The following is a 21,277-nucleotide window of genomic DNA, read 5'->3' as shown; positions in this document are numbered from 1 at the left end:
GCCATGAAAAAGCCCGGCATTCGCCGGGCTTTTTCGTTGCTGCCGTGAGGTACTCAGTGGCCGAGTGCGACCAGGCTGGAGTGCTGGACCAGGTCCAGCAGCGGCTGCGGGTAGACGCCGAGCACGAAGGTGAGCAGGGCGACGATCAGCAGCATGATGCCGCCGGCGCGCTGGGCCCAGTGCAGGTCGGCGTCGTGACGACGCAGGTTCGGCTCCACCAGGAACAGCGTGACCATGACCCGCAGGTAATAGAACACGCCGATGGCGCTGCCCAGGATCATCACGCCCAGCAGCAGCCAGAGGTGGGATTCGACACCGGCGGCGATGACGAAGAACTTGCCGATGAAGCCCGCGGTGAGCGGAATGCCGGCGAGCGACAGCATCATCACGGTGAGTACGGCGGTCAGGTACGGACGGCGCCAGAACAGGCCGCGGTATTCGTACAGGGCGTCACAGTCACGGCCGTTGTAGGGCGTGGACATCAGGGTCACCACACCGAACGCACCCAGGCTGGTCAGCACGTAGGTGGCCAGGTAGACGCCGATGGCCTCCACGGCCATGCCCTTGGTGGCGATCAGGGCGATCAGCAGGTAGCCGAAGTGGGCGATGGAGGAGTAGCCCAGCAGGCGCTTGATGTTGCTTTGCAGCAGGGCCAGCAGGTTGCCGAACAGGATCGAGGCGACGGCGATGGCGGCCAGCAGGTCGTTCAGCCAGCCACCGGCAGTGGCCGGGGAGATCTGGTACAGGCGAACCAGCACGGCGAACACGGCGACCTTGCTGGCAGTGGCCAGGAAGGCCGACACCGGTGCCGGGGAGCCTTCGTAGACGTCCGGCGTCCAGAGGTGGAAGGGCACCAGGGACAGCTTGAACGCCAGGCCGACCAGCATCATGCCGATGCCCAGTTGCACCAGGCCACCGGGTACGCCCTGGCCGGAGAACTTGGCGCCGATGCCGGCGAAGCTCAGGGTGCCGGCGTCGGCGTAGAGCAGGGCCATGCCGAACAGCAGGAAGGCGGAACCGGCGGCCGAAAGCACCATGTACTTGATGCCGGCTTCCAGCGAACGCTTGTTGAAGAAGGCGTACGCCACCATGCCGTAGACCGGCACCGACAGCAGCTCCAGGCCGATGAACAGGCCGGCCATGTGCTGCGCGGTGACCAGCACCAGGCCACCGCAGGCGGACAGGAGGATCAGCAGGTACATCTCCTCGCGGTTGCCCGGGTAGCCCTGGCCCGTGTTGCCGCCCAGGTAGGCGTGGATCAGGGTGACGCACGCCAGGGTGGAGGCCAGTACCAGCGCCATGTAGTAGCAGCCGAAGGTGTCGACCTTCAGCAGCGGGGTCACCTCGATGGGGGTGACGCCCAGCGCCGGGATGATGGCCAGCAGGGCGGCGTTGAGGCCGACCACCGACAGGCCGAAGGTGAGGGTGTGGTTACGCTTCCAGGCCACGGCCAGCATCACTGCGACGACAGTGGCGCAGGCAACCAGCAGCGGCAGCAGGGCGATCAGGTGTTGAGTCGTGAATTCCACAGCGTGATGTTCCATGACAGCTACCGGGCCGAGGCGAGTTGGGTGAAGGCTGCATCCAGCCACTGATGCACGCCGTGCATGCTGGCAGCGGAGGTGTCCAGCACCGGTTGCGGGTAGACGCCCAGGAGGATCAGCAGCACGGCGAGGCCGAGCACCATGATCAGTTCGCGCGGCTTGAGGCCCTGCAGCGGAGCGTCGGACTTGGCGGCACCGAAGTGGGCGCGGTGGATCATGATCAGCGAGTAGACCGAGCCGAACACCAGGCCGGTGGCGGCGATGATGGTCACCCACATGGCCTTCTCGAAGGAGCCCAGGAGGATCAGGAACTCACCCACGAAGTTGCCGGTGCCGGGCAGGCCGAGGGCTGCGGCAGCGAAGAACAGGCTGATGGCCGGCAGGTAGGGCATGCGGCTCCAGATGCCACCCATCTGGCGCATGTCGCGGGTGTGCAGGCGCTCGTACAACTGGCCACAGAGAATGAACAGCGCGGCGGCCGACAGGCCGTGGGCCATCATCTGCACCACTGCACCTTGCAGCGCGATCTGGCTGCCGGAGTAGATGGCGATCAGCACGAAGCCCATGTGCGAGACGCTGGAGAAGGCCACCAAGCGCTTGATGTCGGTCTGTGCGAAGGAGAGCAGGGCGCCGTAGACGATGGCGAACACGCCGAGCCAGTGGGCGATGGGTGCGAACTCGGCCGAGGCGTTGGGGAACAGCGGCAGGGCGAAGCGCATCAGGCCGTAGGCAGCGGTCTTCAGCAGGATGCCGGCCAGGTCCACGGAGCCTGCGGTGGGCGCCTGGGCGTGGGCATCCGGCAGCCAGGAGTGGAACGGCACCACCGGGAATTTCACCGCGAAGGCGATGAAGAAGCCCAGCATCAGCAGGTACTCGGCGGTGGGCGTGAGCGGCGTCTTTAGCAGGTCGGCGTAGTTGAAGGTCAGCACGCCGGTGGCGTTGTAGTGCACCAGCACCAGGCCGAGGATCGCCACCAGCATCACCAGGCCGCTGGCCTGGGTGAAGATGAAGAACTTGGTGGCGGCGTAGATGCGGGTCTTGCCCTTGCTGCCGCTATGACCCCAGAGCGCGATGAGGAAGTACATCGGCACCAGCATCATTTCCCAGAAGAAGAAGAACAGGAACAGGTCGACGGCCAGGAACACGCCGACCACGCCGCCGAGGATCCACATCAGGTTGAGGTGGAAGAAGCCGACGCGGTTCTGGATCTCGTTCCAGGAGCACAGCACGGACAGCACGCCGAGCAGGCCGGTGAGGGTCACCATCAGCACCGACAGGCCATCCATCGCGAGGTGGATGGTGATGCCGAAGCGCTCGATCCAGTTGACCTTGAACTCGTGCGCCCAGACCGGATCGGCACCCGGGGCAGGGGCCAGGGTGAAGTTGCCGGTGGCCCACAGCCAGAGGCCGAGGCCGAACAGCAGGGACATGGTCAGCAGCGCAATCCAGCGAGGCAGGGTGGTGCCGAAGCGCTCACCTTGCCAGCACAGCAGGCCGCCGATGAAGGGAATCAGGATTAGCCAGGGCAGAATCATGACGGGCTCAATTCCTTAAGAAGATTCAGGTCAGCAGCACGGCGCCGAGCACCAGCACGGCACCACCCACCAGGGAGACCGCGTACCAGCGCAGCTGGCCGGTCTGGCTGCTGCTCAGCATGCCGTTGCCGCCACGAACGAGGCGCGGGATCAGGCCGATGCTGGAGTCGATCGGGTCGTTGCCCAGCAGGCGGGTGGCCAGCAGGTAGGGCTTGACGAACAGCTTGTCGTAGAGCCAGTCGAAGCCCCAGGCGGCGTACCACCAGGCCCCGAGGAAGCGGCCCGGTGCACTCTGGGCGACGGCGCTGACGAAGCGACGCTTGCCGAGGAAGAGCAGGGCGGCCAGCAGGATGCCCGCCAGGGCGATGGCACCCGAGGCGATTTCCAGGCTGTGCTTGGCTTCGCCACCGGCATGGCCGACGCTCTGCGGCAGCACGCCGGCCAGCGGCGGGGTGATCAGGGCACCGATGAAGGTGGACAGCACGATCAGCACCGACAGCGGCAGCCAGTGGGCCACACCGTGGCCGGCATGGGCCTCGGTCTTCGCTTCGCCGTGGAAGGCGATGAAGATCAGGCGGAAGGTGTAGATCGAGGTCAGGAAGGCACCGGCCAGGCCTGCGTAGAGCAGCCACTGGTGACCACTGGCGAAGGCTTCCCAGAGGATCTCGTCCTTGGAGTAGAAGCCCGCGGTGATCAGGGGCAGGGCCGCCAGGGCCGCACCGCCGACGATGAAGCTGGCGTAGGCGAGGGGAAGCTTCTTCCACAGGCCGCCCATCTTGAAGATGTTCTGCTCGTGGTGGCAGGCGTTGATCACCGCACCGGAGGCGAGGAACAGCAGGGCCTTGAAGAAGGCGTGGGTCATCAGATGGAAGATCGCCGCGTCCCATGCCCCCACGCCCAGGGCGAGGAACATGTAGCCGATCTGGCTCATGGTGGAGTAGGCGAGGATGCGCTTGATGTCGGTCTGCACCAGCGCGGCGAAGCCGGCCAGCACCAGGGTGACGCCACCGACGATGCCCACCAGTTCGAGGATCTCGGGGGTGAGCAGGAACAGGCCGTGGGTCCGGGCGATCAGGTAGACGCCCGCGGTGACCATGGTGGCCGCGTGGATCAGTGCGGAAACCGGGGTCGGGCCGGCCATGGCGTCGGCCAGCCAGGTCTGCAGCGGCAGCTGGGCGGATTTGCCCACGGCGCCGCCGAGCAGCATCAGGGTGGCGAACCACAGCCAGCTGTCACCGGCCACGTACTTCTCGGGTGCCAGCTTCATCAGCTCCTGGATGTTCAGGGTGCCGAGGTGCATGAACAGGATGAACAGGCCGATGGCCATGAACACGTCGCCGATGCGGGTGACGATGAAGGCCTTGAGCGCGGCGTTACCGTTGTTCGGGTTGCTGTAGTAGAAGCCGATCAGCAGGTAGGAGCAGAGGCCCACGCCTTCCCAGCCGAAGTACAGGAACAGCAGGTTATCGCCCAGCACCAGGAACAGCATGCTGGTGATGAACAGGTTGGTGTACGAGAAGAAGCGCGAGTAGCCCTCTTCACCGCGCATGTACCAGGAGGCGAACAGGTGGATCAGGAAGCCGACGCCGGTGACCACGCCGAGCATGGTGACCGAAAGGCCGTCCAGGTAGAGCGTGAAGCTGGGCGCGAAGTTGTTCACGCTCATCCACTGCCAGAGCACCTGGGTGTAGACACCGCCTTCCGGCGGTGACACGTGGAACTGCCAGATGACCCAGGCCGCCGTGAGGGCGGAGAGGCCGACGGAGCCGACGCCGATCACGGCGGAGGCGTTTTCGGAGAGACGCCCGCGGGAGAACGACAGGACGAACCAGCCGAGCAGCGGGAACAGGAAGGTCAGGAATAGAAGGTTCATCCGCGCATCTCGCTGGCAGCGTCGATATCGAGGGTGTGGAAGCGGCGATACAGCTGCAGCAGGATCGCCAGGCCGATGCTGGCCTCGGCGGCTGCGAGGGTGATCACCAGAATGAACATGATCTGGCCGTCGGCCTGGGCCCAGCGGGCACCGGCGACCACGAAGGCCAGGGCGGCCGAGTTCATCATGACTTCCAGGCTCATCAGGACGAAGAGGATGTTACGGCGCACCATCAGGCCGGCGAGCCCGAGGGCGAAGAGGATGCCGGCGACGGCGAGCCCGTGTTCCAGTGGGATTGCACTCATGGCATTACTCCTTCGCTTCGTAGCGGCCGAGGTGGTAGGCCGCGACCAGTGCCGCCAGCAGCAGCATGGAGGCGAGCTCCACGGCCAGCAGATAGGGGCCGAACAGGCTGATGCCGACGGCTTTCGCGTCCACGGTGGTCTGGCCGATGGCTGCGCCGCTCTGCTGGCTGAACAGCACGTACAGCAGCTCGGCCAGCAGGGCGAAGGAGAGGGCGGCAGGGCTGACCCAGATACCGGGCGTGAGCCACTTGCGCTCCTGCTCCACCACGGCCGGGCCGAGGTTGAGCATCATCACCACGAAGACGAACAGCACCATGATGGCGCCCGCGTAGACGATGATCTCCAGGGCGCCGGCGAAGGGCGCACCCAGGGCGAAGAAGCACATCGACACCGACAGCAGCGAGACGATGAGGTAGAGCAGGGCATGCACCGGATTGGTGTTGGTGATCACCCGCAGGGTGGACACCACGGCGACGCCGGCAGCGAAATAGAAAGCGAATTCCACGCAACGTCTCCTTAGGGCAGCAGGCTCTTCACGTTGATCGGCTCGGCCTCGTTCTGCGCGGCACCTTTCGGTTTGCCGGCAATGGCCATGCCTGCCACGCGATAGAAGTTGTAGTCCGGATTCTTGCCGGGGCCGGAGATCAGCAGGTCTTCCTTCTCGTAGACCAGGTCCTGGCGCTTGTACTCGCCCATTTCGAAATCCGGCGTCAGCTGGATCGCGGTGGTGGGGCAGGCTTCTTCGCACAGGCCGCAGAAGATGCAGCGGGAGAAGTTGATGCGGAAGAACTCGGGGTACCAGCGGCCGTCTTCGGTCTCGGCCTTCTGCAGCGAGATGCAGCCGACCGGGCAGGCCACGGCGCACAGGTTGCAGGCCACGCAGCGTTCCTCGCCGTCGGGGTCGCGGGTCAGCACGATGCGGCCACGGTAGCGCGGCGGCAGGTACACGGGCTCTTCGGGGTATTGCAGGGTGTCACGCTTGCGGAAGCCGTGGGAGAACACCATCACCAGGCTGCGAAGCTGGGTGAAGGTGCCGGCTACCACGTCATAGATGTACTTGATCATGGGCTTCTCCTTACTGGGCCGCGAGCACGACGGCGCCGGTCACCAGCAGGTTGATCAGGGTCAGCGGGAGGCAGAACTTCCAGCTGAAGGCCATCACCTGGTCATAGCGCGGACGCGGGATCGACGCGCGGAGCAGGATGAACAGCATGATGAAGAAGGCGGTCTTCAGAGCGAACCAGATGAACGGGATCTGCGGCAGGATGCCGAACGGACCGTGCCAGCCGCCGAAGAACAGGGTCACCAGCAGCGCGGACACCAGCACGATGCCGATGTACTCGCCGACGAAGAACATGCCCCATTTCATGCCGGCGTACTCGATGTGGTAGCCGTCGGCCAGTTCCTGCTCCGCTTCCGGCTGGTCGAAGGGGTGACGGTGGGTCACGGCGACGCCGGCGATGAAGAAGGTACAGAAGCCGAAGAACTGCGGAATGATGAACCACAGGTGTTGGGCCTGGTATTCGACGATGTCGCGCAGGTTGAACGAGCCGGCCTGGGCGACGATGCCCATCAGCGACAGCGCCAGGAACACCTCGTAGGAGACGGTCTGGGCCGAGGCGCGCAGGCTGCCGAGCAGGGCGAACTTGTTGTTGCTCGACCAGCCGGCGAAGAGCACCGCGTAGACGGTGATGCCGGCCATGGCGAAGAAGAACAGGATGCCGATGTTCAGGTCGGCGACGCCCCAGGTGGGGGTGATCGGCACCACGGCGAAGGCGATGAGCAGGGCGCTCATGGCAATCACCGGGGCGAGGGTGAAGATCATCTTGTCGGCGAACGGCGGGGTCCAGTCTTCCTTGAAGAACATCTTCAGCATGTCGGCGGCGATCTGGAACATGCCGAACGGGCCGACGCGGTTTGGACCGTAGCGGTCCTGCCACCAGCCCAGCAGGCGCCGCTCGATGAAGCTGAGCAGGGCGCCGCAGATGACCACGGCAAGCAGGATCACCACGGCCTTGACCACCGCGATGACGATGTCGATCAGCTCGGGAGTGAGCCAGCTCATTGCGCGGCCTCCTGCAGCAGGGTGACGGTGGCGCCAGTCAGCGCGGCCGGCATGCCCGGCAGACCGGCGGGCAGACCCACCAGGCCGACGGCTAGCTCTTCGCGTACTTGCAGCGGCAGGCGCAGGGCCTGGCCGTTGACCCGTACGGTCAGTTGCGCGCCATCGTTCACGCCGAGGCGGTCCGCCTCATCCTTGGCCAGGGCCACGTAGGCCTCGGGAATGCGTGCCTGGATCGGCGCGGCGCGGGAGGAGTTCTCCTCGCTGCCGAACAGGTGATGCAGCGGAACGACCTGCCAGGTGCCTTGCGCCGGGTTGAACGGCGCGGCGACGGCGAACCAGGGCAGGGCATTGCCCTTGGCTTCGATCAGGCGTACGCCCGGATCACCGGCACGCAGGTGGCCGCCCACTTCGTCCTGGAACTTGTTCCAGGCCTGGGGCGAGTTCCAGCCCGGGGACCAGGCGAACGGGATCTGCTGACGGGGCTCGGCGCTGCCGGCGTAGCCTTCCATGGAGAAGGCGAACGGGGAGTCCTGGTCCTGCGGTTGGCGGGGCTCGTGCACGCTGATGTTGGCGCGCATGGCGGTGCGGCCGCTGTAACGGTGAGGTTCGCGTGCGAGCTTGAGGCCCTTGATGCGGAACGAGGCGCTCGGGGCGGCATCGCGGATGCCGGCGAGCAGCGGGGAGGTCTCGGCGCAGGCGCTGGTGACCTGGTCCAGCTGGGTCCAGTCGACCGGCTTGCCTTGCAGGGTGCTGTGCAGGGCGTGCATCCAGCGCCAGCCCTCGCGAACGAGGATGTTGGCGTCGTAGTAGCTCGGCTCGAACACCTGGAAGAAGCGCTGGGCACGACCTTCCTGGCTGACCAGGGTGCCGTCGCCTTCGGCAAAGGAGGCGGCCGGCAGCACGAGGTGGGCGCGCTCGGTGGTGGCGGTCTGCTGGTGATCGGCGACGATCACGGCCTTGGCTGCGGTCAGGGCAGCGTCCACCTTGGCGGTGTCGGCGCGGCGGTAGAGGTCGTTCTCGAGGATGACGACCGCGTCGGCCTGGCCGGAGGTCAGGGCTTCCAGGGCGGCGTCCACGGATTTCCCACCGAGCTCTTCACCCAGGAGCAGGGCCAGGCCCATGCTGTTGGCTTCCGGTACAACCAGGCTGATGGAGCCATTCTTCTCGCGGTTCTTCAGGGCGCTGGCGATGTTCGCGGCGGCTTCGATGAGGGCTTTTTCGCCCAGGGAAGCACCGGAGACGATCAGCGGGCGCTTGGCGGCCAGCAGGGCGTCGGCAATGCGCTGGACCAGCTCGCGGGCCTCGGCCTCCAGCCCGTCCACGGCGGGAGCGCTCGGGTCGATGGCGTGGGCCACGGCGAAACCGATGCGGGCCAGGTCAGCCGGGGCGGCATGCACGCTTTCGGTGGCGACGTCGTCGAGGCGGGTCTCGGTGACGCTGGCGATGAACAGCGGGTTCAGGGCGTGCTGGGCGACGTTCTGCACGGCCGCCATGTGCCAGTCCTGGATCTTCATCGAGGCGGCGATTTCGGTGGCCTTGCCCTTCACTGCCTGGCGCAGGGCGAGTGCCACGCGTGCAGCGGTCTGGGTGAGGTCTTCACCGAGGACAAAGACGGCGTCGTGATCTTCGATCTCGCGCAGGGTCGGCACCGGCAGCGGGCCGTTCTGCAGCACGTCGCGGATCAGGCGGATGTTGGCCAGCTCACCGGCGGCGATGCCTGAGTAGTAGTTGGCCTCGCCCACCAGCTCACGCAATGCGAAGTTGCTTTCCAGGCTGGCGCGGGGCGAACCGATGCCGATGACGCGCTTGCCCTTGAGCAGTTCGGCGGCCTTGTCCAGCGCTGCGTCGATGCTCAGCGGAGCACCTGCCAGCAGCGGCTGGCGAGGACGGTCTTCGCGGTTGACGTAGCCGTAGCCGAAGCGGCCGCGGTCGCAGAGGAAGTAGTGGTTCACCGAGCCGTTGAAGCGGTTCTCGATGCGGCGGATCTCGCCGTAGCGCTCACCGGGGCTGATGTTGCAGCCGCTGGAGCAGCCGTGGCAGATGCTCGGGGCGAACTGCATGTCCCACTTGCGGTTGTAGCGCTCGGAGTGGGTCTTGTCGGTGAACACACCGGTGGGGCAGACCTCGACGAGGTTGCCGGAGAATTCGCTTTCCAGCGTGCCGTTCTCGACGCGGCCGAAGTAGACGTTGTCGTGGGCGCCGTAGACGCCCAGGTCGGTGCCGCCGGCGTAGTCCTTGTAGTAGCGCACGCAGCGGTAGCAGGCGATGCAGCGGTTCATCTCGTGGGCGATGAACGGGCCGAGTTCCTGGTTCTGGTGGGTGCGCTTGGTGAAGCGGTAGCGACGGGCGTTGTGGCCGGTCATCACCGTCATGTCCTGCAGGTGGCAGTGACCGCCTTCCTCGCACACGGGGCAGTCGTGCGGGTGGTTGGTCATCAGCCATTCGACGACGCTGGCGCGGAACTGCTTCGCCTCTTCGTCTTCGATGGAGATCCAGGTGTTGTCAGTGGCAGGGGTCATGCAGGACATGACGAGGCGACCGCGTTTGTCGTTCTCGTCGGTGTACTGCTTGACCGCGCACTGGCGGCAGGCGCCGACGCTACCGAGCGCCGGGTGCCAGCAGAAGTAGGGGATGTCGAGTCCGAGTGACAGACAGGCCTGCAGGAGGTTGTCTGCACCATCGACTTCGAGCGTCTTGCCGTCTACGTGGATAGTGGCCATGGTTCAGTCTTCATCTGCCCGTTACCGGGCTTGGCTAATGGAATCTGGTTGCGATCGGGGCCGCTTGTGGCGGCCGCCAACCGTCGGAACTGGCTCTTATGCGCCGACCACTTCGGGTCGGTTCGCCGGTGCGTTGCGGGCAATGCCTGCCTCGAACTCCGGTCGGAAATACTTCAGTGCGCTACCCAGCGGCTCGACGGCACCCGGTGCGTGGGCGCAGAAGGTCTTGCCTGGGCCGAGGAAGTTCACCAGGCCCTCGAGGGTCTCGAGGTCGCCGGCCTGTCCTTCGCCACGCTCGAGGGCGCGCAGGACCTTGACGCTCCAGGGCAGGCCATCCCGGCAAGGGGTGCACCAGCCGCAGGACTCGCGGGCGAAGAACTCTTCCATGTTGCGCAGCAGCGAGACCATGTTGATGCTGTCGTCCACGGCGAGTGCCAGGCCAGTGCCCATGCGGGTGCCGACCTTGGCGATGCCGGCGGCGTACATGGAGGCATCCAGGTGCTCGGGCAGCAGGAAACCGGTGCCGGCGCCGCCGGGCTGCCAGGCTTTCAGCTTGAAGCCGTCGCGCATGCCGCCAGCGTAGTCCTCGAACAGCTCGCGGGCGCTGACGCCGAAGGGCAGCTCCCAGAGGCCGGGGTTCTTCACCTTGCCGGAGAAGCCCATGAGCTTGGTGCCCATGTCTTCGCTGCCCGGGCGGGCGAGGGATTTGTACCAGTCCACGCCGTTGGCAACGATCGCCGGGACGTTGCACAGGGTCTCGACGTTGTTGACGCAGGTGGGCTTGCCCCAGACGCCGACGGCGGCGGGGAAGGGCGGCTTGGCACGCGGGTTGGCGCGGCGCCCTTCGAGGGAGTTGATCAGCGCGGTTTCTTCACCGCAGATGTAGCGGCCGGCGCCCGTGTGGACGAACAGCTCGAAGTCGAAGCCCGACCCGAGGATGTTCTTGCCCAGCAGGCCGGCGGCCTTGGCTTCGTCGATGGCGCGGTTGAGGTTGCGCGCCGCGTCGACGTACTCGCCACGCAGGAAGATGTAGCCACGGTAGGCCTTGAGCGCGCGGGCGCTGATCAGCATGCCTTCCACCAGCAGGTGGGGCAGTTGCTCCATCAGCAGGCGGTCCTTCCAGGTGTTGGGCTCCATTTCATCCGCGTTGCACAGCAGGTAGCGGATGTTCATGGATTCGTCGGCGGGCATCAGGCCCCACTTCACGCCGGTGGGGAAGCCTGCGCCGCCACGGCCCTTGAGGCCGGAGTCCTTGACCTGCTGGACGATGTCGGCCTGGGCCATCTCGCCCAGTGCCTTGCGCGCGGCGGCATAGCCGTTCTTCTGCTGGTACTCCTCCAGCCAGACGGGCTGGGCGTCGTCACGCAGGCGCCAGGTCAGCGGATGGGTTTCCGCGCTGCGCTGGATGCGGTTCGACGGACCGATGGAGGTGAGGGTCTTCATTGATAGGCCTCCAGCAGTTGCGAGACGCCATCGGCGCTGACGTTGCCGTAGGTGTCGTCATCGATCATCAGGGCCGGTGCCTTGTCGCAGTTGCCGAGGCAGCACACCGGCAGCAGGGTGAAGCGGTTGTCGGCGGTGGTCTGGCCAAGGCCGATGCCGAGCTGTTCCTGGATACGGCCCAGCACGGATTCATGGCCACCGATGAAGCAGGTCATGCTGTCGCACACACGGATCACGTGGCGGCCGACCGGCTGGCGGAAGATCTGGCTGTAGAAGGTGGCAACGCCTTCGACGTCGCTGGCAGGGATGCCGAGGATCTCGCCGATGGCGTCGGCAGCGCCGTCCGGCACCCAGCCGCGCTCCTTCTGGACGATCTTGAGGGCTTCGATGGACGCCGCGCGCGGGTCCTCGTAGTGGTGCATCTCGTGCTCGATGGCCGAGCGTTCGGTTTCGCTGAGGACGAAACGGTCGGTCTGGATAATGCTCATGTCAGCGGTCCACGTCAGCCATAACGAAGTCGATACTGCCCAGGTAGGCGATCAGGTCGGCCACCATGCTGCCGCGGATCACCGAGGGGATCTGCTGCAGGTGGGCGAAGCTGGGCGTCCGGATCCGGGTGCGGTAGCTCATGGTGCTGCCATCGCTCGTCAGGTAGTAGCTGTTGATGCCCTTGGTCGCCTCGATCATCTGGAAGGCTTCGTTGGCCGGCATGACCGGGCCCCAGGAAACCTGCAGGAAGTGGGTGATCAGGGTTTCGATGTGCTGCAGCGTGCGCTCTTTCGGTGGCGGCGTGGTCAGCGGGTGGTCGGCCTTGTACGGGCCTTCCGGCATGTTCTTCAGGCACTGGTCGATGATGCGGATGCTCTGGCGCATCTCTTCCACGCGGACCATGCAGCGGTCGTAGGCGTCGCCGTTGTGGGCCAGCGGGACTTCGAACTCGAAGTTCTCGTAGCCGGAGTAGGGGCGGGCCTTGCGCAGGTCGAAGTCACAGCCGGTGGCACGCAGGCCGGCACCGGTGGTGCCCCATTCCAGGGCTTCCTTGGTGTTGTACTGCGCAACGCCGATGGTGCGGCCTTTGAGGATGCTGTTCTGCAGCGCGGCCTTGGTGTACTCGTCCAGGCGCTTGGGCAGCCAGTCGACGAATTCCTTGACCAGCTTGTCCCAGCCGCGCGGCAGGTCATGGGCGACACCGCCGATGCGGTACCAGGCCGGGTGCAGGCGGAAGCCGGTGATGGCTTCGATGACCTTGTAGGCGCGTTGGCGGTCGGTGAAGGTGAAGAACACCGGGGTCATGGCGCCCACGTCCTGGATGTAGGTGCCCAGGAACAGCAGGTGGCTGGTGATGCGGAAGAACTCCGCCAGCATGATGCGGATGGTGTCGACCTTCTGCGGTACCTGAATGCCGGCGAGCTTCTCGACGGCCAGTACGTACGGCAGGTTGTTCATCACCCCGCCGAGGTAGTCGATGCGGTCGGTGTAGGGGATGAAGCTGTGCCAGGACTGGCGCTCGGCCATCTTCTCGGCGCCACGGTGGTGGTAGCCGATGTCCGGGACGCAGTCGACGATCTCTTCACCGTCCAGCTGCAGCACGATGCGGAAGGCACCGTGGGCGGAGGGGTGGTTGGGGCCGAGGTTGAGGAACATGTAGTCCTCGTTCTCGCCTTGGCGCTTCATGCCCCAGTCCTCGGGGTTGAAACGGGCGGCTTCTTCCTCGAGCTGCTGTTTGGCCAGCGTGAGGCTGAAGGGGTCGAATTCGGTGGCGCGCGCCGGGTAGTCCTTGCGCAGCGGGTGACCCTGCCAGGTCGGCGGCATCATGATGCGGGTCAGGTGCGGGTGCCCGGTGAAGGTGATGCCGTAGAGGTCCCAGACCTCGCGTTCGTACCAGTTGGCGTTGGGCCAGATCCGGGTGACGCTGGGCAGGTTGAGGTCGCCCTCGGACAAGGCGACCTTGATCATCACGTCACTATTACGTTCCAGCGAGATCAGGTGGTAGAACACCGTGAAGTCGGCGCCCGGCAGGCCGCGGCGCTGGGTGCGCAGACGCTCGTCGACGCCATGCAGGTCGTACAGCATGACGAAGGGGCGGGGGGCGTTGCGCAGGAAGGTCAGTACTTCGACAAGTTTTTCGCGGGGGACCCAGATCACCGGCATGCCGGTGCGGGTTGCCTGGATGGTGAAGCTCTCGGCGCCGAAGCGGGAGTTCAGCTCAACGACGACATCTTGGTCGTCAGCCTTGTAAGGCGGAATAGACAGAACGGTGTCTGCAGTCATGGTCTCGGTCGCTTTCGGTCAACGTACAGAGTGAAACGGGCCTTCTCGTGGAAAGACCCGTATCAGACTTCGTCGGGGCTGCGCAGGTTGGTGACCTGAATACGCTGTTCGCGGCGCTGTTCCTTCTGCGACGGCATTTCGGCACGGTAGATGCCTTGGTCGCCGACGACCCAGGAAAGCGGGCGGCGCTCCTGGCCGATGGATTCCTGCAGCAGCATGAGGCCTTGCAGGAATGCCTCCGGGCGGGGAGGGCAGCCAGGGATGTACACGTCCACGGGGAGGAATTTGTCCACACCCTGGACCACCGAGTAGATGTCGTACATGCCACCGGAATTGGCGCACGAGCCCATCGAGATCACCCACTTGGGCTCCAGCATCTGCTCGTAGAGGCGCTGGATGATCGGCGCCATCTTGATGAAGCAGGTGCCGGCGATGACCATGAAGTCAGCCTGGCGGGGTGATGCACGAATGACTTCGGCACCGAAGCGGGCGATGTCGTGGGGCGCGGTGAAGGCGGTGGTCATCTCCACGTAGCAGCACGACAGACCGAAGTTGTACGGCCACAGGGAGTTCTTGCGGCCCCAGTTGACCGCGTTGCTCAGAACATCCTCGAGCTTGCCCATGAAGATGTTCTTGTGGACCTGATCTTCTAGCAGAGGGTCAGTGACGACCTCCCGCTCGCCGATCGGGTACTGCTCGTTGGGAGCAGTCGGATCGATCCGAGTAAGTTTGTATTGCATTGCCAAAGCCTCATTGTTTTAGCTTCGCCTGCCGATTACGACGACCTTCGGGGGCCCAGTCGAGGGCTCCGATGCGCCAGAGATAGGCAAGACCTGCCAACAGAATTGCTATGAAAATGGTGGCCTCGATGAGCCCGGCCCATCCGCTTTCGCGAACAGATACGGCCCATGCGAAGAGAAAGAGGGCTTCGACGTCGAAGATCACGAAGAGCATCGCGACCAGATAGAACTTGGCGGAGAGGCGGAGGCGGGCGCTGCCGGTGGGGAGCATCCCGGATTCGAAGGGGTCGTTCTTGGCGCGGCCGAAGGCGCGGCTACCGAGGAGGGCTGAGACGCCGAGCATGAATGCGATCAGGCCGAAGACGCCCAGCAGGAAAACAGCGAAACCCCAGTTATGGGACAGGATGGCAGTGGCTTCCGACATGCCCGAACTCCTTCTACAAGGAACGGCGTTCACTCGTGTTATTAGGGTTATGCCGGAGCAGAAGCACCCGGCAATCTATTCGAACAATTTTATGCCCGTAAGGGGGAACAAGTAAATTTTTCAGGTCGAAAAATTAACTCCGAGGGCAGTAAAAGGACCTTGTACTGCTATGAAAGCCAGATGGGTCGCGGGTTTCAGTTTTTTGTTAGGCCTTGGTCGGATTGCGTCGCTATGCCGCAGCGGCAAGTTAGATGGTCTGTAGTTGATATTCATTCTCGTTTGACTGGAGAATATTTAATCACTACCTAATTAATCCTACAGAGGCGACTAAAAGTTACCGGTGCATTAGCGCCAACTACTACAAAGGTAGCGGTTTCTATCCCGAATAATTCTGGCAGCGGCTTATTGAGGCACCCTGAATGCTGTACTAGCGTACCAGCTGCGCTTTTTCAGAGCGTTTCCCCTGTTTCCCGGCGGTACTCAGGGGGTCAATCGGACCCCCATGTCCTCGGCCTTTCCGGGCTTGGTGGTCCTACCAAAACATCAAGAAAAGAGGGAACTGCCCATGAGGCTCGCTACGCGCCTGCGCTGCAGCATCATCTTGTTGTCCTGCCTGTTGCCAACCTTCCAAGCCCACGCCGAACTCGGTGACTACGGTGCCTGGAAAACACTTCTCAACCTGACCTCTCCGCCCAAGGCTGATAACCCCGTGCGGGCCGAGCAGCGCGTTGGCCCCTACCCGATGCTGGCCAACCCGGCCGGTTTCAAGTCCGGCTTCACGCCGACGGCCTACTTCGCCTGGCAAACCGTCCAGCTCGCACCGGAGACCGGGGCGGTATGCGGTGACGGCTCACCCTACAAGTTCTTCGTCAACCGGATGCCGAACACCAGTAACACCCTGATCTACATGGAAGGCGGCGGCGCCTGCTGGGACTACGCCAGCTGTTCCGGCCAGGCCGGCATCCGCGGCGCGCGCAACCCCAATGGCATTCCGGATGACTACATGAAGCTGATGAACCCCCAGGCCAGCCTGGTCAGCCCCTTCGTCGTGCGCCTTCATCCTTACTCCCGGGTTAAGACCCAGGGTTGGAACATCGTCTACATCCCCTATTGCACCGGTGACCTGTATGCCGGCGACAAGGTGGCGGTCTATGACGATCCGAGCGGGAAGAAGCCTCCCCTGGTCTGGCACCACAACGGCTTGCGCAACGGTCGGGCAGTGCTCGGCTGGCTGAAGGACAACCTGGAGCGTCCCGGCCAGATGCTGTCCACCGGCTGCAGTGCCGGCGGTGCGGGCAGCCTGATCAGTCACTCGGTGCTTCGCCAGGACCTCGCGCCGGATCGCGGCTTCCTGATCGACGACTCCGGGCCGGTCTTCAGCGCTGCAGTGGGCGGCGACAGCCAGACCTACCCCTCGCTGCCGCTGCAGAACCTCATCCGCAGCGCCTGGGGGCTTGACCAGGGGCCGCTGCAGTTCCTGCAGTCGCGCCTGCCGGGCGTGAGTCTCTCCAACCTGGGCAGCCTCTACCCGGCCCTGGCAGCCAACTTCCCAGGGGACCGCCTGGGTCACACGCACTTCTGGCAGGACCTGAACTACTCGTCCTATTCCTATGAGCGGTTCTACCCGGAAATCGCCAATGCTCCGGACAAGGCCGCCAAGGAGGCGCTGATCAAGGCCAAGTGGCAGGTGGACACCGCGCGCCTGCGCGACACCCTGGCCAACCTGCCGAACTTCGGGGGCTATTTCCCGCAGTACCGGGCTCTTAACGAGAGCCACTGCACCACCATCGTCGACTTCGCCAACGGCGATATCCAGGAGCAGGGTCTGGAGCTCAGCCACTTCATCGACAACGTGCTGAATGGCCAAGGTCCGGTGCTGGACGCCTCCGAGCTCAGCGATTCGGCGGACCGAGCCAAGCCCAACAACCCGATCTACGACGCCATCAACAAACTGCTCTGAACCTGCCGGGGCGCCTTGCGCGCCCCGGTCACCTCACTGATAGGCCTGCTCCCGGGCTTCCTGCAGCCGTTGGCGCAGGTACTCGTTGCGAGACAGGCCATCCGGTATTGCCTCCAACGCCATCACTTCCTCGACGATGCGTTTCTCATCCTGCTTGTAGCGCTTGAACTGCGGTGAAGGCTGCTGCGCCAGTGCTTTCTCGCGGGCCTCGCTGGCCTCCTGGTAGCGGCGGAGCAGGGCGTTTGCACGGCTCTTCTGCTCCTCCGGATCGCTCTCGGTCGCCTGGATCAGCGCAATCTGCAGCATCAGCGATTCGCTCGCCGCCAGCTCGCCTCGCGCCTCGCGCTCCTCCAGCCCCTTGCGCAACCGCTCGGCTTCCGCCTCCCGTTCCGCCTCTGGCAACTGGGAGGCCTTGTCGAAGAAGCCCCGGTACTCGCTGTCGAACGCCAAGCGTTTGGAGTAGGCATCCACCAGTGCCGGATCCACGGCTGGCTTGGTCTCTGTCTCTGCTTTCGGTGGTTGCTCGCCAGGCTGTTCGGAGCGGGCTGTTGCGGGGGCGCTGGCGGTTGGTGCCGCTGCAACGGGGCCGACTGCTTCGGTATCCGCTTGCAGGCGCCAATAGAGGGTGGCGCTGGCCGTCGTAATCGCGAGCGCGATGGCGCTCAGCAGCAGTGTCTTGTTGGGCATCGTGCCTCCTGCATGGTGTGAAATGCCGGGAAGCTTAGTCGACGCGATCCTTCCTACGCGGCACCCAGGCCCAGACCATCTGGCAGCGGATCGGCTCGGCACCGCTCTCGTCGGTCACGCGCACCTCCACGGTCACCTCGCCCTTTTCCTCGTCTTCGATCTGGCGCAATTGCTCGGGTGAAAGCCGCGCCTCGGCCCTGAGGCCGCCACTTGCCCGCCGCAGGTAGTCCACGTGCAGGGTGCGGATCAGCGGAATGCGGGTGTCCGGCACGCTCATGCCCACCAGGATGCCCGTCGCCGACTCCGCCAGCAGCGCCATGGCAGCGGCGTGCACCCCGCCGATGTGGTTCTGCACGCGCTTGCGATTGGCCAGGCTCATCACCGCCCGGTCGCGGCCCAGGTGGTGGACGCGGATGCGCCCGGTGCCGGCGAACTTCACCTGGCTGCCGATCAGCAGGCTCAGCAAGGGTGTGTGCAGTGCAGCAGGGAGGCGGGTGATCAGCCTGGTGGCTTTGGCGAGGCGGTTGGTCGGCATGGCGAGGCTCGTGGTGAGTGAGCCGCCAGTCTCCCAGTGTCAAAAGGGACCGGCCATTGCTGGCCGGTCGGAGTGCCCTGGCAGTTCGGCCAGTGGCGGAGGGGTCAGAGGATGCGCCGACGGTCTTCCCGGGTGATCACCACCGTCGCCGAGCGCGGCCGGCGGCCCGGGCCGTCCGGCCAGGTGCTGGTCAGGTTGGTCGGGGTCGAGCCCTCGCCCGGGTGCTGGATGTTGACGAACAGCGTGCGGAAGTCCGGCGTCGCCGTGATCCCGGTGATCTCCGCGCCCAGCGGTCCCACCAGGAAGCGCTTCATCTCCCCGGTGCGCGGGTCCGCCACCAGCATCTGGTTGTTGCCGAACGGGCCGGACGCCAGCTGGCTGCCGCTCATGTCGGTCTGGATCCACAGGCGGCTGTCCTCGTCGAACCACAGCCCGTCCGGGCTGGCGAGGATGGTGCCGGCGTCTAGCGGCTGGCCGTTCGGGCCACGGCTGTCGCTCTGCGGGCCGGCCAGCAGGAACAGGTTCCAGTTGAAGCGTGCGCCCGCGTAGTCACGGCTCTGCTCGCGCCAGCGGATGATGTGACCGTAGGCATTGTTCGGGCGCGGGTTGGGTGCGTCCGGCGTGGTGCGCGCGGTGTTGTTGGTCAGGGTGAAGTACACCTCGCCGTTGTCCGGGTTCACCGCGCCCCATTCCGGGCGGTCCATCTTGGTCGCGCCCACGGTGTCGGCAGCCAGGCGGGTGTTCACCAGCACATCGCCCTGGTCGGCGAAGGTCACGCCGGCCTTCTGGCAGGCCTGCTGGAAGGCCGGGTCGTTGATGTCCAGGGCCAGCCACTGGCCGCTGCCATCGGCGTTGAAGCGCGCCACGTAGAGCGTGCCGTCGTCCAGCAGGCGATGGTTGCGCTTGCCCGGGCGGAAGGTGTCGCGGCTGACGTACTTGTAGATGTACTCGTTCTGCGAATCGTCGCCGGAGTAGCAGACCACCCGGCGCCCTGGCTTCACCGGCGCGAAGATCAGGCCTTCGTGGGCGAAGCGGCCCAGGGCCGTGCGCTTGATTGGCGTGGAGGTGGGGTCGAACGGGTCGATCTCCACGATCCAGCCGAACTGGTTCGGCTCGTTGCGGTAGTCGCCCTTGGCATCGGCGGCCTTGCGGGTCGCGTCGAAGCGCTCGAACTCATCGCCCGCCAGCGTTTCCCAGCCGAAGCGGCTGGTGTTGCGCAGGCCATAGCGCTTCAGTTCGCGGGGCAGGTCGGCGTCGCGGGTGGCGAAGTAGCCGGCCCAGTTCTCCTCGCAGGTCAGGTAGGTGCCCCAGGGGGTGAAACCGTTGGAGCAGTTGTTCTGGGTGCCGCGCGACTGGGTGCCGTCCGGGCTGTAGCGGGTCTGCATCAGCGCGTGGCCGCGTGCCGGGCCGCTGATGCGCATCGGCGTCGCCGCGGTGATGCGGCGGTTGCGCGGGCTGGGCACTACATTCCACTCGCCGCGCACGTCACGGCGGATCTCCACCACCGACACGCCATGGGCGTTGATCTCCTTGCGGACCTCCTCGGCGCTGGTGCGCTTGCCGTTCACCACGGTCGGGCCGTTCGGGTGCAGCAGCGGCGCGTCGATGTACTCGTGGTTCAGCACCAGCAGGCCGTGGTCCGAACGTATCCCGAAGCCGTGGCGGGCATCGATGGGGAAGAAGTGCATGCCGTCGTGGTGCATGCCGGTCTGCTCGGCCTGGTCCTGGGCGCTGTTGCTGGCGTCATCGGCGAAGGCCGGGTAGCGGCCGGTGATGGGCGTACCCCAGGGAATGAACGCGGTGGCCTTGTAGCCCGGCGGCACCGTCACGGTGTCGGCGCGGCCGGTGGGAATGCCCTCGAAGCCCAGGCGCTTGCGCGGGCGGAAGGGGAAGCCCAGGCCGCGTGCCTCGGCCTCGATCTCGGTGGCCTGGGCCTGGCCGGGCAGGCTCACGCCAAGGAAGGCGAGGGCGCCCAGGGTGGCGCCACCGGCCAGCACCTCACGGCGCTTAAGGCCGGCGATCAGGTCATTGATGTGCAGGTTGTCCGAGCCGTTGCTGGGCAGCTCGTCGCCGTTGCCGAACAGCACGGCGGTGTCGTTGTTTTCGTGGTTCAAGGCATGTCTCCATACGGGCGAATCGACGGAGACCTGACGCTAAAGCCCAAAAGCGACCGGAAAATGACAGCGCCATCCAGCAGCGTGAGCCGGTACGCAGAATCGTCAGCGCGGACCGATGGCGAAGATCAGCGCACCGCCCTGCAACTGGCGGATCACCCGGTCACGGTCGGCGCTGGCCAGCACCAGGCAGCCATTGCTGCGTCCCGCCACACCGTGGGCCTCGATGAAGTCGCGCTCCATGTAGTCCCGCGCATGCACCACGATGGCCCGCGCCATAGCATTGCGGTTGCTGCGGCTCAGCCCCTCCAGGCGCATGGAGAGGCCGTGGCCCGGGGCCTCGCTCTGGAACACCTCGGCCGTGCGGAACACCCCGAGTGAAGACGCCAGGCTGCCTGGACGATCGGAAAAACGCTCCGCGTAGCCATCGTGGTCCGCGTCCGAGCCGCGCCCGTGGGCCACGCGAAACCGCCCCAGCAGCGCGTGGCTGCGCCGCTCGAACAGCAGGAAGCGTGGCTCGCTGGAGCGCTGGCCGTAATCGACGACGGCGAAGTGCGGGTGGTGATCGCGGCGAAGCCGCTCTAGGATTCCAGGCAGTTCGCGCGCCGGCACCCACTGGCGCAAGTCGTCGGCCAGGGCGGCAACAGGCGAGAGCAACAGCAGGAGGACGGCGAGGGATCGGCGCATGGGGTGGTCTCGTTGGAGCAGCCGCCACTAAACCCCGGAGTCACGGAGGACGCAAGATGAGGGACAGGTATCGACGCGGCCAGTCAGGGATCGAAGGCCGCATCCTGGCGACCCGCAAGGGGTCGCCGGTGGGGCACGGAGTGTCAGCGCTTGCCCATGGAGCGGCGCGAGCCGCGCGGCGGCATGCCGGGGCGCTGGCCACGGTCGTGGCCTTTCAGGGTCTGGTACCAGGGCAGGTTCTGCTTCGGCTTTTTCTCGGTCGCCTCGGTGCTGGTCTCGGGGGCGGCCGGGGCGTCGGTGTCTTGAAGGGTGTCGTTCATACAAGGTCCATGGCGCCTTGGCGCCGGTCACTGGAAAGTCTGGCCGATCAGGCC

General features: G+C 65.4%; 19 protein-coding genes. 1 reads left to right on the top strand and 18 read right to left on the bottom strand.

Annotation, left to right across the window (positions count from 1 at the left end; translation table 11 throughout):
- Positions 1 to 53: 53 nt before the first annotated feature.
- The 13 genes from nuoN to RTK35_RS29650 form a co-directional block, all read right to left on the bottom strand.
- Positions 54 to 1,529, bottom strand: a complete 1,476-nt coding sequence (nuoN, locus tag RTK35_RS29710) for an NADH-quinone oxidoreductase subunit NuoN (protein WP_107329202.1) — start codon at positions 1,527 to 1,529, stop codon at positions 54 to 56.
- A 20-nt stretch (positions 1,530 to 1,549) separates the two neighbouring features.
- Complete coding sequence (gene nuoM, locus RTK35_RS29705; protein WP_316909654.1) at positions 1,550 to 3,079, bottom strand: NADH-quinone oxidoreductase subunit M; 1,530 nt, start codon at positions 3,077 to 3,079, stop codon at positions 1,550 to 1,552.
- A gap of 25 nt (positions 3,080 to 3,104) precedes the next feature.
- Positions 3,105 to 4,952: an NADH-quinone oxidoreductase subunit L gene (gene nuoL, locus RTK35_RS29700; RefSeq protein WP_316909653.1), complete on the bottom strand. Its 1,848-nt coding sequence runs from the start codon at positions 4,950 to 4,952 to the stop codon at positions 3,105 to 3,107.
- Positions 4,949 to 5,257: an NADH-quinone oxidoreductase subunit NuoK gene (gene nuoK, locus RTK35_RS29695; protein ID WP_044405825.1), complete on the bottom strand. Its 309-nt coding sequence runs from the start codon at positions 5,255 to 5,257 to the stop codon at positions 4,949 to 4,951. The genes nuoL and nuoK overlap by 4 nt, the downstream gene beginning before the upstream one ends.
- A 4-nt stretch (positions 5,258 to 5,261) precedes the next feature.
- Complete coding sequence (nuoJ, locus tag RTK35_RS29690) at positions 5,262 to 5,762, bottom strand: NADH-quinone oxidoreductase subunit J (RefSeq protein ID WP_316909652.1); 501 nt, start codon at positions 5,760 to 5,762, stop codon at positions 5,262 to 5,264.
- Positions 5,763 to 5,773: 11 nt separating this feature from the next.
- The gene (gene nuoI, locus RTK35_RS29685; protein WP_044405822.1) at positions 5,774 to 6,322 is read right to left on the bottom strand and encodes an NADH-quinone oxidoreductase subunit NuoI; all 549 of its coding nucleotides are present in this window, start codon (positions 6,320 to 6,322) and stop codon (positions 5,774 to 5,776) included.
- Positions 6,323 to 6,332: 10 nt separating this feature from the next.
- Positions 6,333 to 7,322: an NADH-quinone oxidoreductase subunit NuoH gene (gene nuoH, locus RTK35_RS29680; RefSeq protein WP_316909651.1), complete on the bottom strand. Its 990-nt coding sequence runs from the start codon at positions 7,320 to 7,322 to the stop codon at positions 6,333 to 6,335.
- Positions 7,319 to 10,042 carry an NADH-quinone oxidoreductase subunit NuoG gene (nuoG, locus tag RTK35_RS29675; RefSeq protein WP_316909650.1) on the bottom strand — a complete coding sequence of 908 codons (2,724 nt, stop codon included), beginning with the start codon at positions 10,040 to 10,042 and terminating at the stop codon, positions 7,319 to 7,321. The genes nuoH and nuoG overlap by 4 nt, the downstream gene beginning before the upstream one ends.
- 96 nt (positions 10,043 to 10,138) lie before the next feature.
- Positions 10,139 to 11,485 carry an NADH-quinone oxidoreductase subunit NuoF gene (nuoF, locus tag RTK35_RS29670; protein ID WP_044405816.1) on the bottom strand — a complete coding sequence of 449 codons (1,347 nt, stop codon included), beginning with the start codon at positions 11,483 to 11,485 and terminating at the stop codon, positions 10,139 to 10,141.
- Positions 11,482 to 11,973, bottom strand: a complete 492-nt coding sequence (gene nuoE / locus RTK35_RS29665) for an NADH-quinone oxidoreductase subunit NuoE (RefSeq protein ID WP_044405814.1) — start codon at positions 11,971 to 11,973, stop codon at positions 11,482 to 11,484. Before nuoE ends, nuoF begins: the two co-directional genes overlap by 4 nt.
- Before the next feature lies 1 nt (position 11,974).
- Positions 11,975 to 13,756 (bottom strand): NADH-quinone oxidoreductase subunit C/D, encoded by a 1,782-nt coding sequence (gene nuoC / locus RTK35_RS29660; protein ID WP_044405812.1) that lies wholly within the window; start codon positions 13,754 to 13,756, stop codon positions 11,975 to 11,977.
- 62 nt (positions 13,757 to 13,818) lie between these two features.
- Positions 13,819 to 14,496, bottom strand: a complete 678-nt coding sequence (locus RTK35_RS29655) for a NuoB/complex I 20 kDa subunit family protein (protein WP_044405811.1) — start codon at positions 14,494 to 14,496, stop codon at positions 13,819 to 13,821.
- Between the two features lie 10 nt (positions 14,497 to 14,506).
- Positions 14,507 to 14,920 carry an NADH-quinone oxidoreductase subunit A gene (locus RTK35_RS29650; protein WP_044405810.1) on the bottom strand — a complete coding sequence of 138 codons (414 nt, stop codon included), beginning with the start codon at positions 14,918 to 14,920 and terminating at the stop codon, positions 14,507 to 14,509.
- A 565-nt stretch (positions 14,921 to 15,485) separates the two neighbouring features.
- On the opposite strand from RTK35_RS29650, the gene RTK35_RS29645 reads away from it, so the two are divergent.
- Positions 15,486 to 16,880: a pectin acetylesterase-family hydrolase gene (locus RTK35_RS29645; RefSeq protein WP_316909649.1), complete on the top strand. Its 1,395-nt coding sequence runs from the start codon at positions 15,486 to 15,488 to the stop codon at positions 16,878 to 16,880.
- A gap of 33 nt (positions 16,881 to 16,913) precedes the next feature.
- Here RTK35_RS29645 and RTK35_RS29640 read toward each other — a convergent pair whose 3' ends face one another.
- The 5 genes from RTK35_RS29640 to RTK35_RS29620 all read right to left on the bottom strand — a co-directional run bounded on the left by RTK35_RS29640 (position 16,914) and on the right by RTK35_RS29620 (position 21,223).
- Positions 16,914 to 17,567, bottom strand: a complete 654-nt coding sequence (locus tag RTK35_RS29640; RefSeq protein ID WP_316909648.1) for a hypothetical protein — start codon at positions 17,565 to 17,567, stop codon at positions 16,914 to 16,916.
- A 34-nt stretch (positions 17,568 to 17,601) separates the two neighbouring features.
- Complete coding sequence (locus RTK35_RS29635; protein WP_316909647.1) at positions 17,602 to 18,102, bottom strand: DUF4442 domain-containing protein; 501 nt, start codon at positions 18,100 to 18,102, stop codon at positions 17,602 to 17,604.
- Positions 18,103 to 18,206: 104 nt separating this feature from the next.
- Positions 18,207 to 20,216: a PhoX family phosphatase gene (locus tag RTK35_RS29630; protein WP_316909646.1), complete on the bottom strand. Its 2,010-nt coding sequence runs from the start codon at positions 20,214 to 20,216 to the stop codon at positions 18,207 to 18,209.
- Positions 20,217 to 20,321: 105 nt separating this feature from the next.
- On the bottom strand, positions 20,322 to 20,903 hold the full coding sequence (locus RTK35_RS29625) for a murein L,D-transpeptidase catalytic domain-containing protein (RefSeq protein ID WP_253124723.1): 582 nt from the start codon (positions 20,901 to 20,903) through the stop codon (positions 20,322 to 20,324).
- Positions 20,904 to 21,046: 143 nt separating this feature from the next.
- The gene (locus tag RTK35_RS29620) at positions 21,047 to 21,223 is read right to left on the bottom strand and encodes a hypothetical protein (protein WP_164707328.1); all 177 of its coding nucleotides are present in this window, start codon (positions 21,221 to 21,223) and stop codon (positions 21,047 to 21,049) included.
- Positions 21,224 to 21,277: the final 54 nt, after the last annotated feature.

The organism is Pseudomonas sp. zfem003, from assembly GCF_032621675.1.
Taxonomy (GTDB): domain Bacteria; phylum Pseudomonadota; class Gammaproteobacteria; order Pseudomonadales; family Pseudomonadaceae; genus Metapseudomonas; species Metapseudomonas otitidis.
The sequence above is the reverse complement of the archived record's forward strand: the minus strand, read 5'-3'. Positions and strand labels throughout refer to the sequence as shown.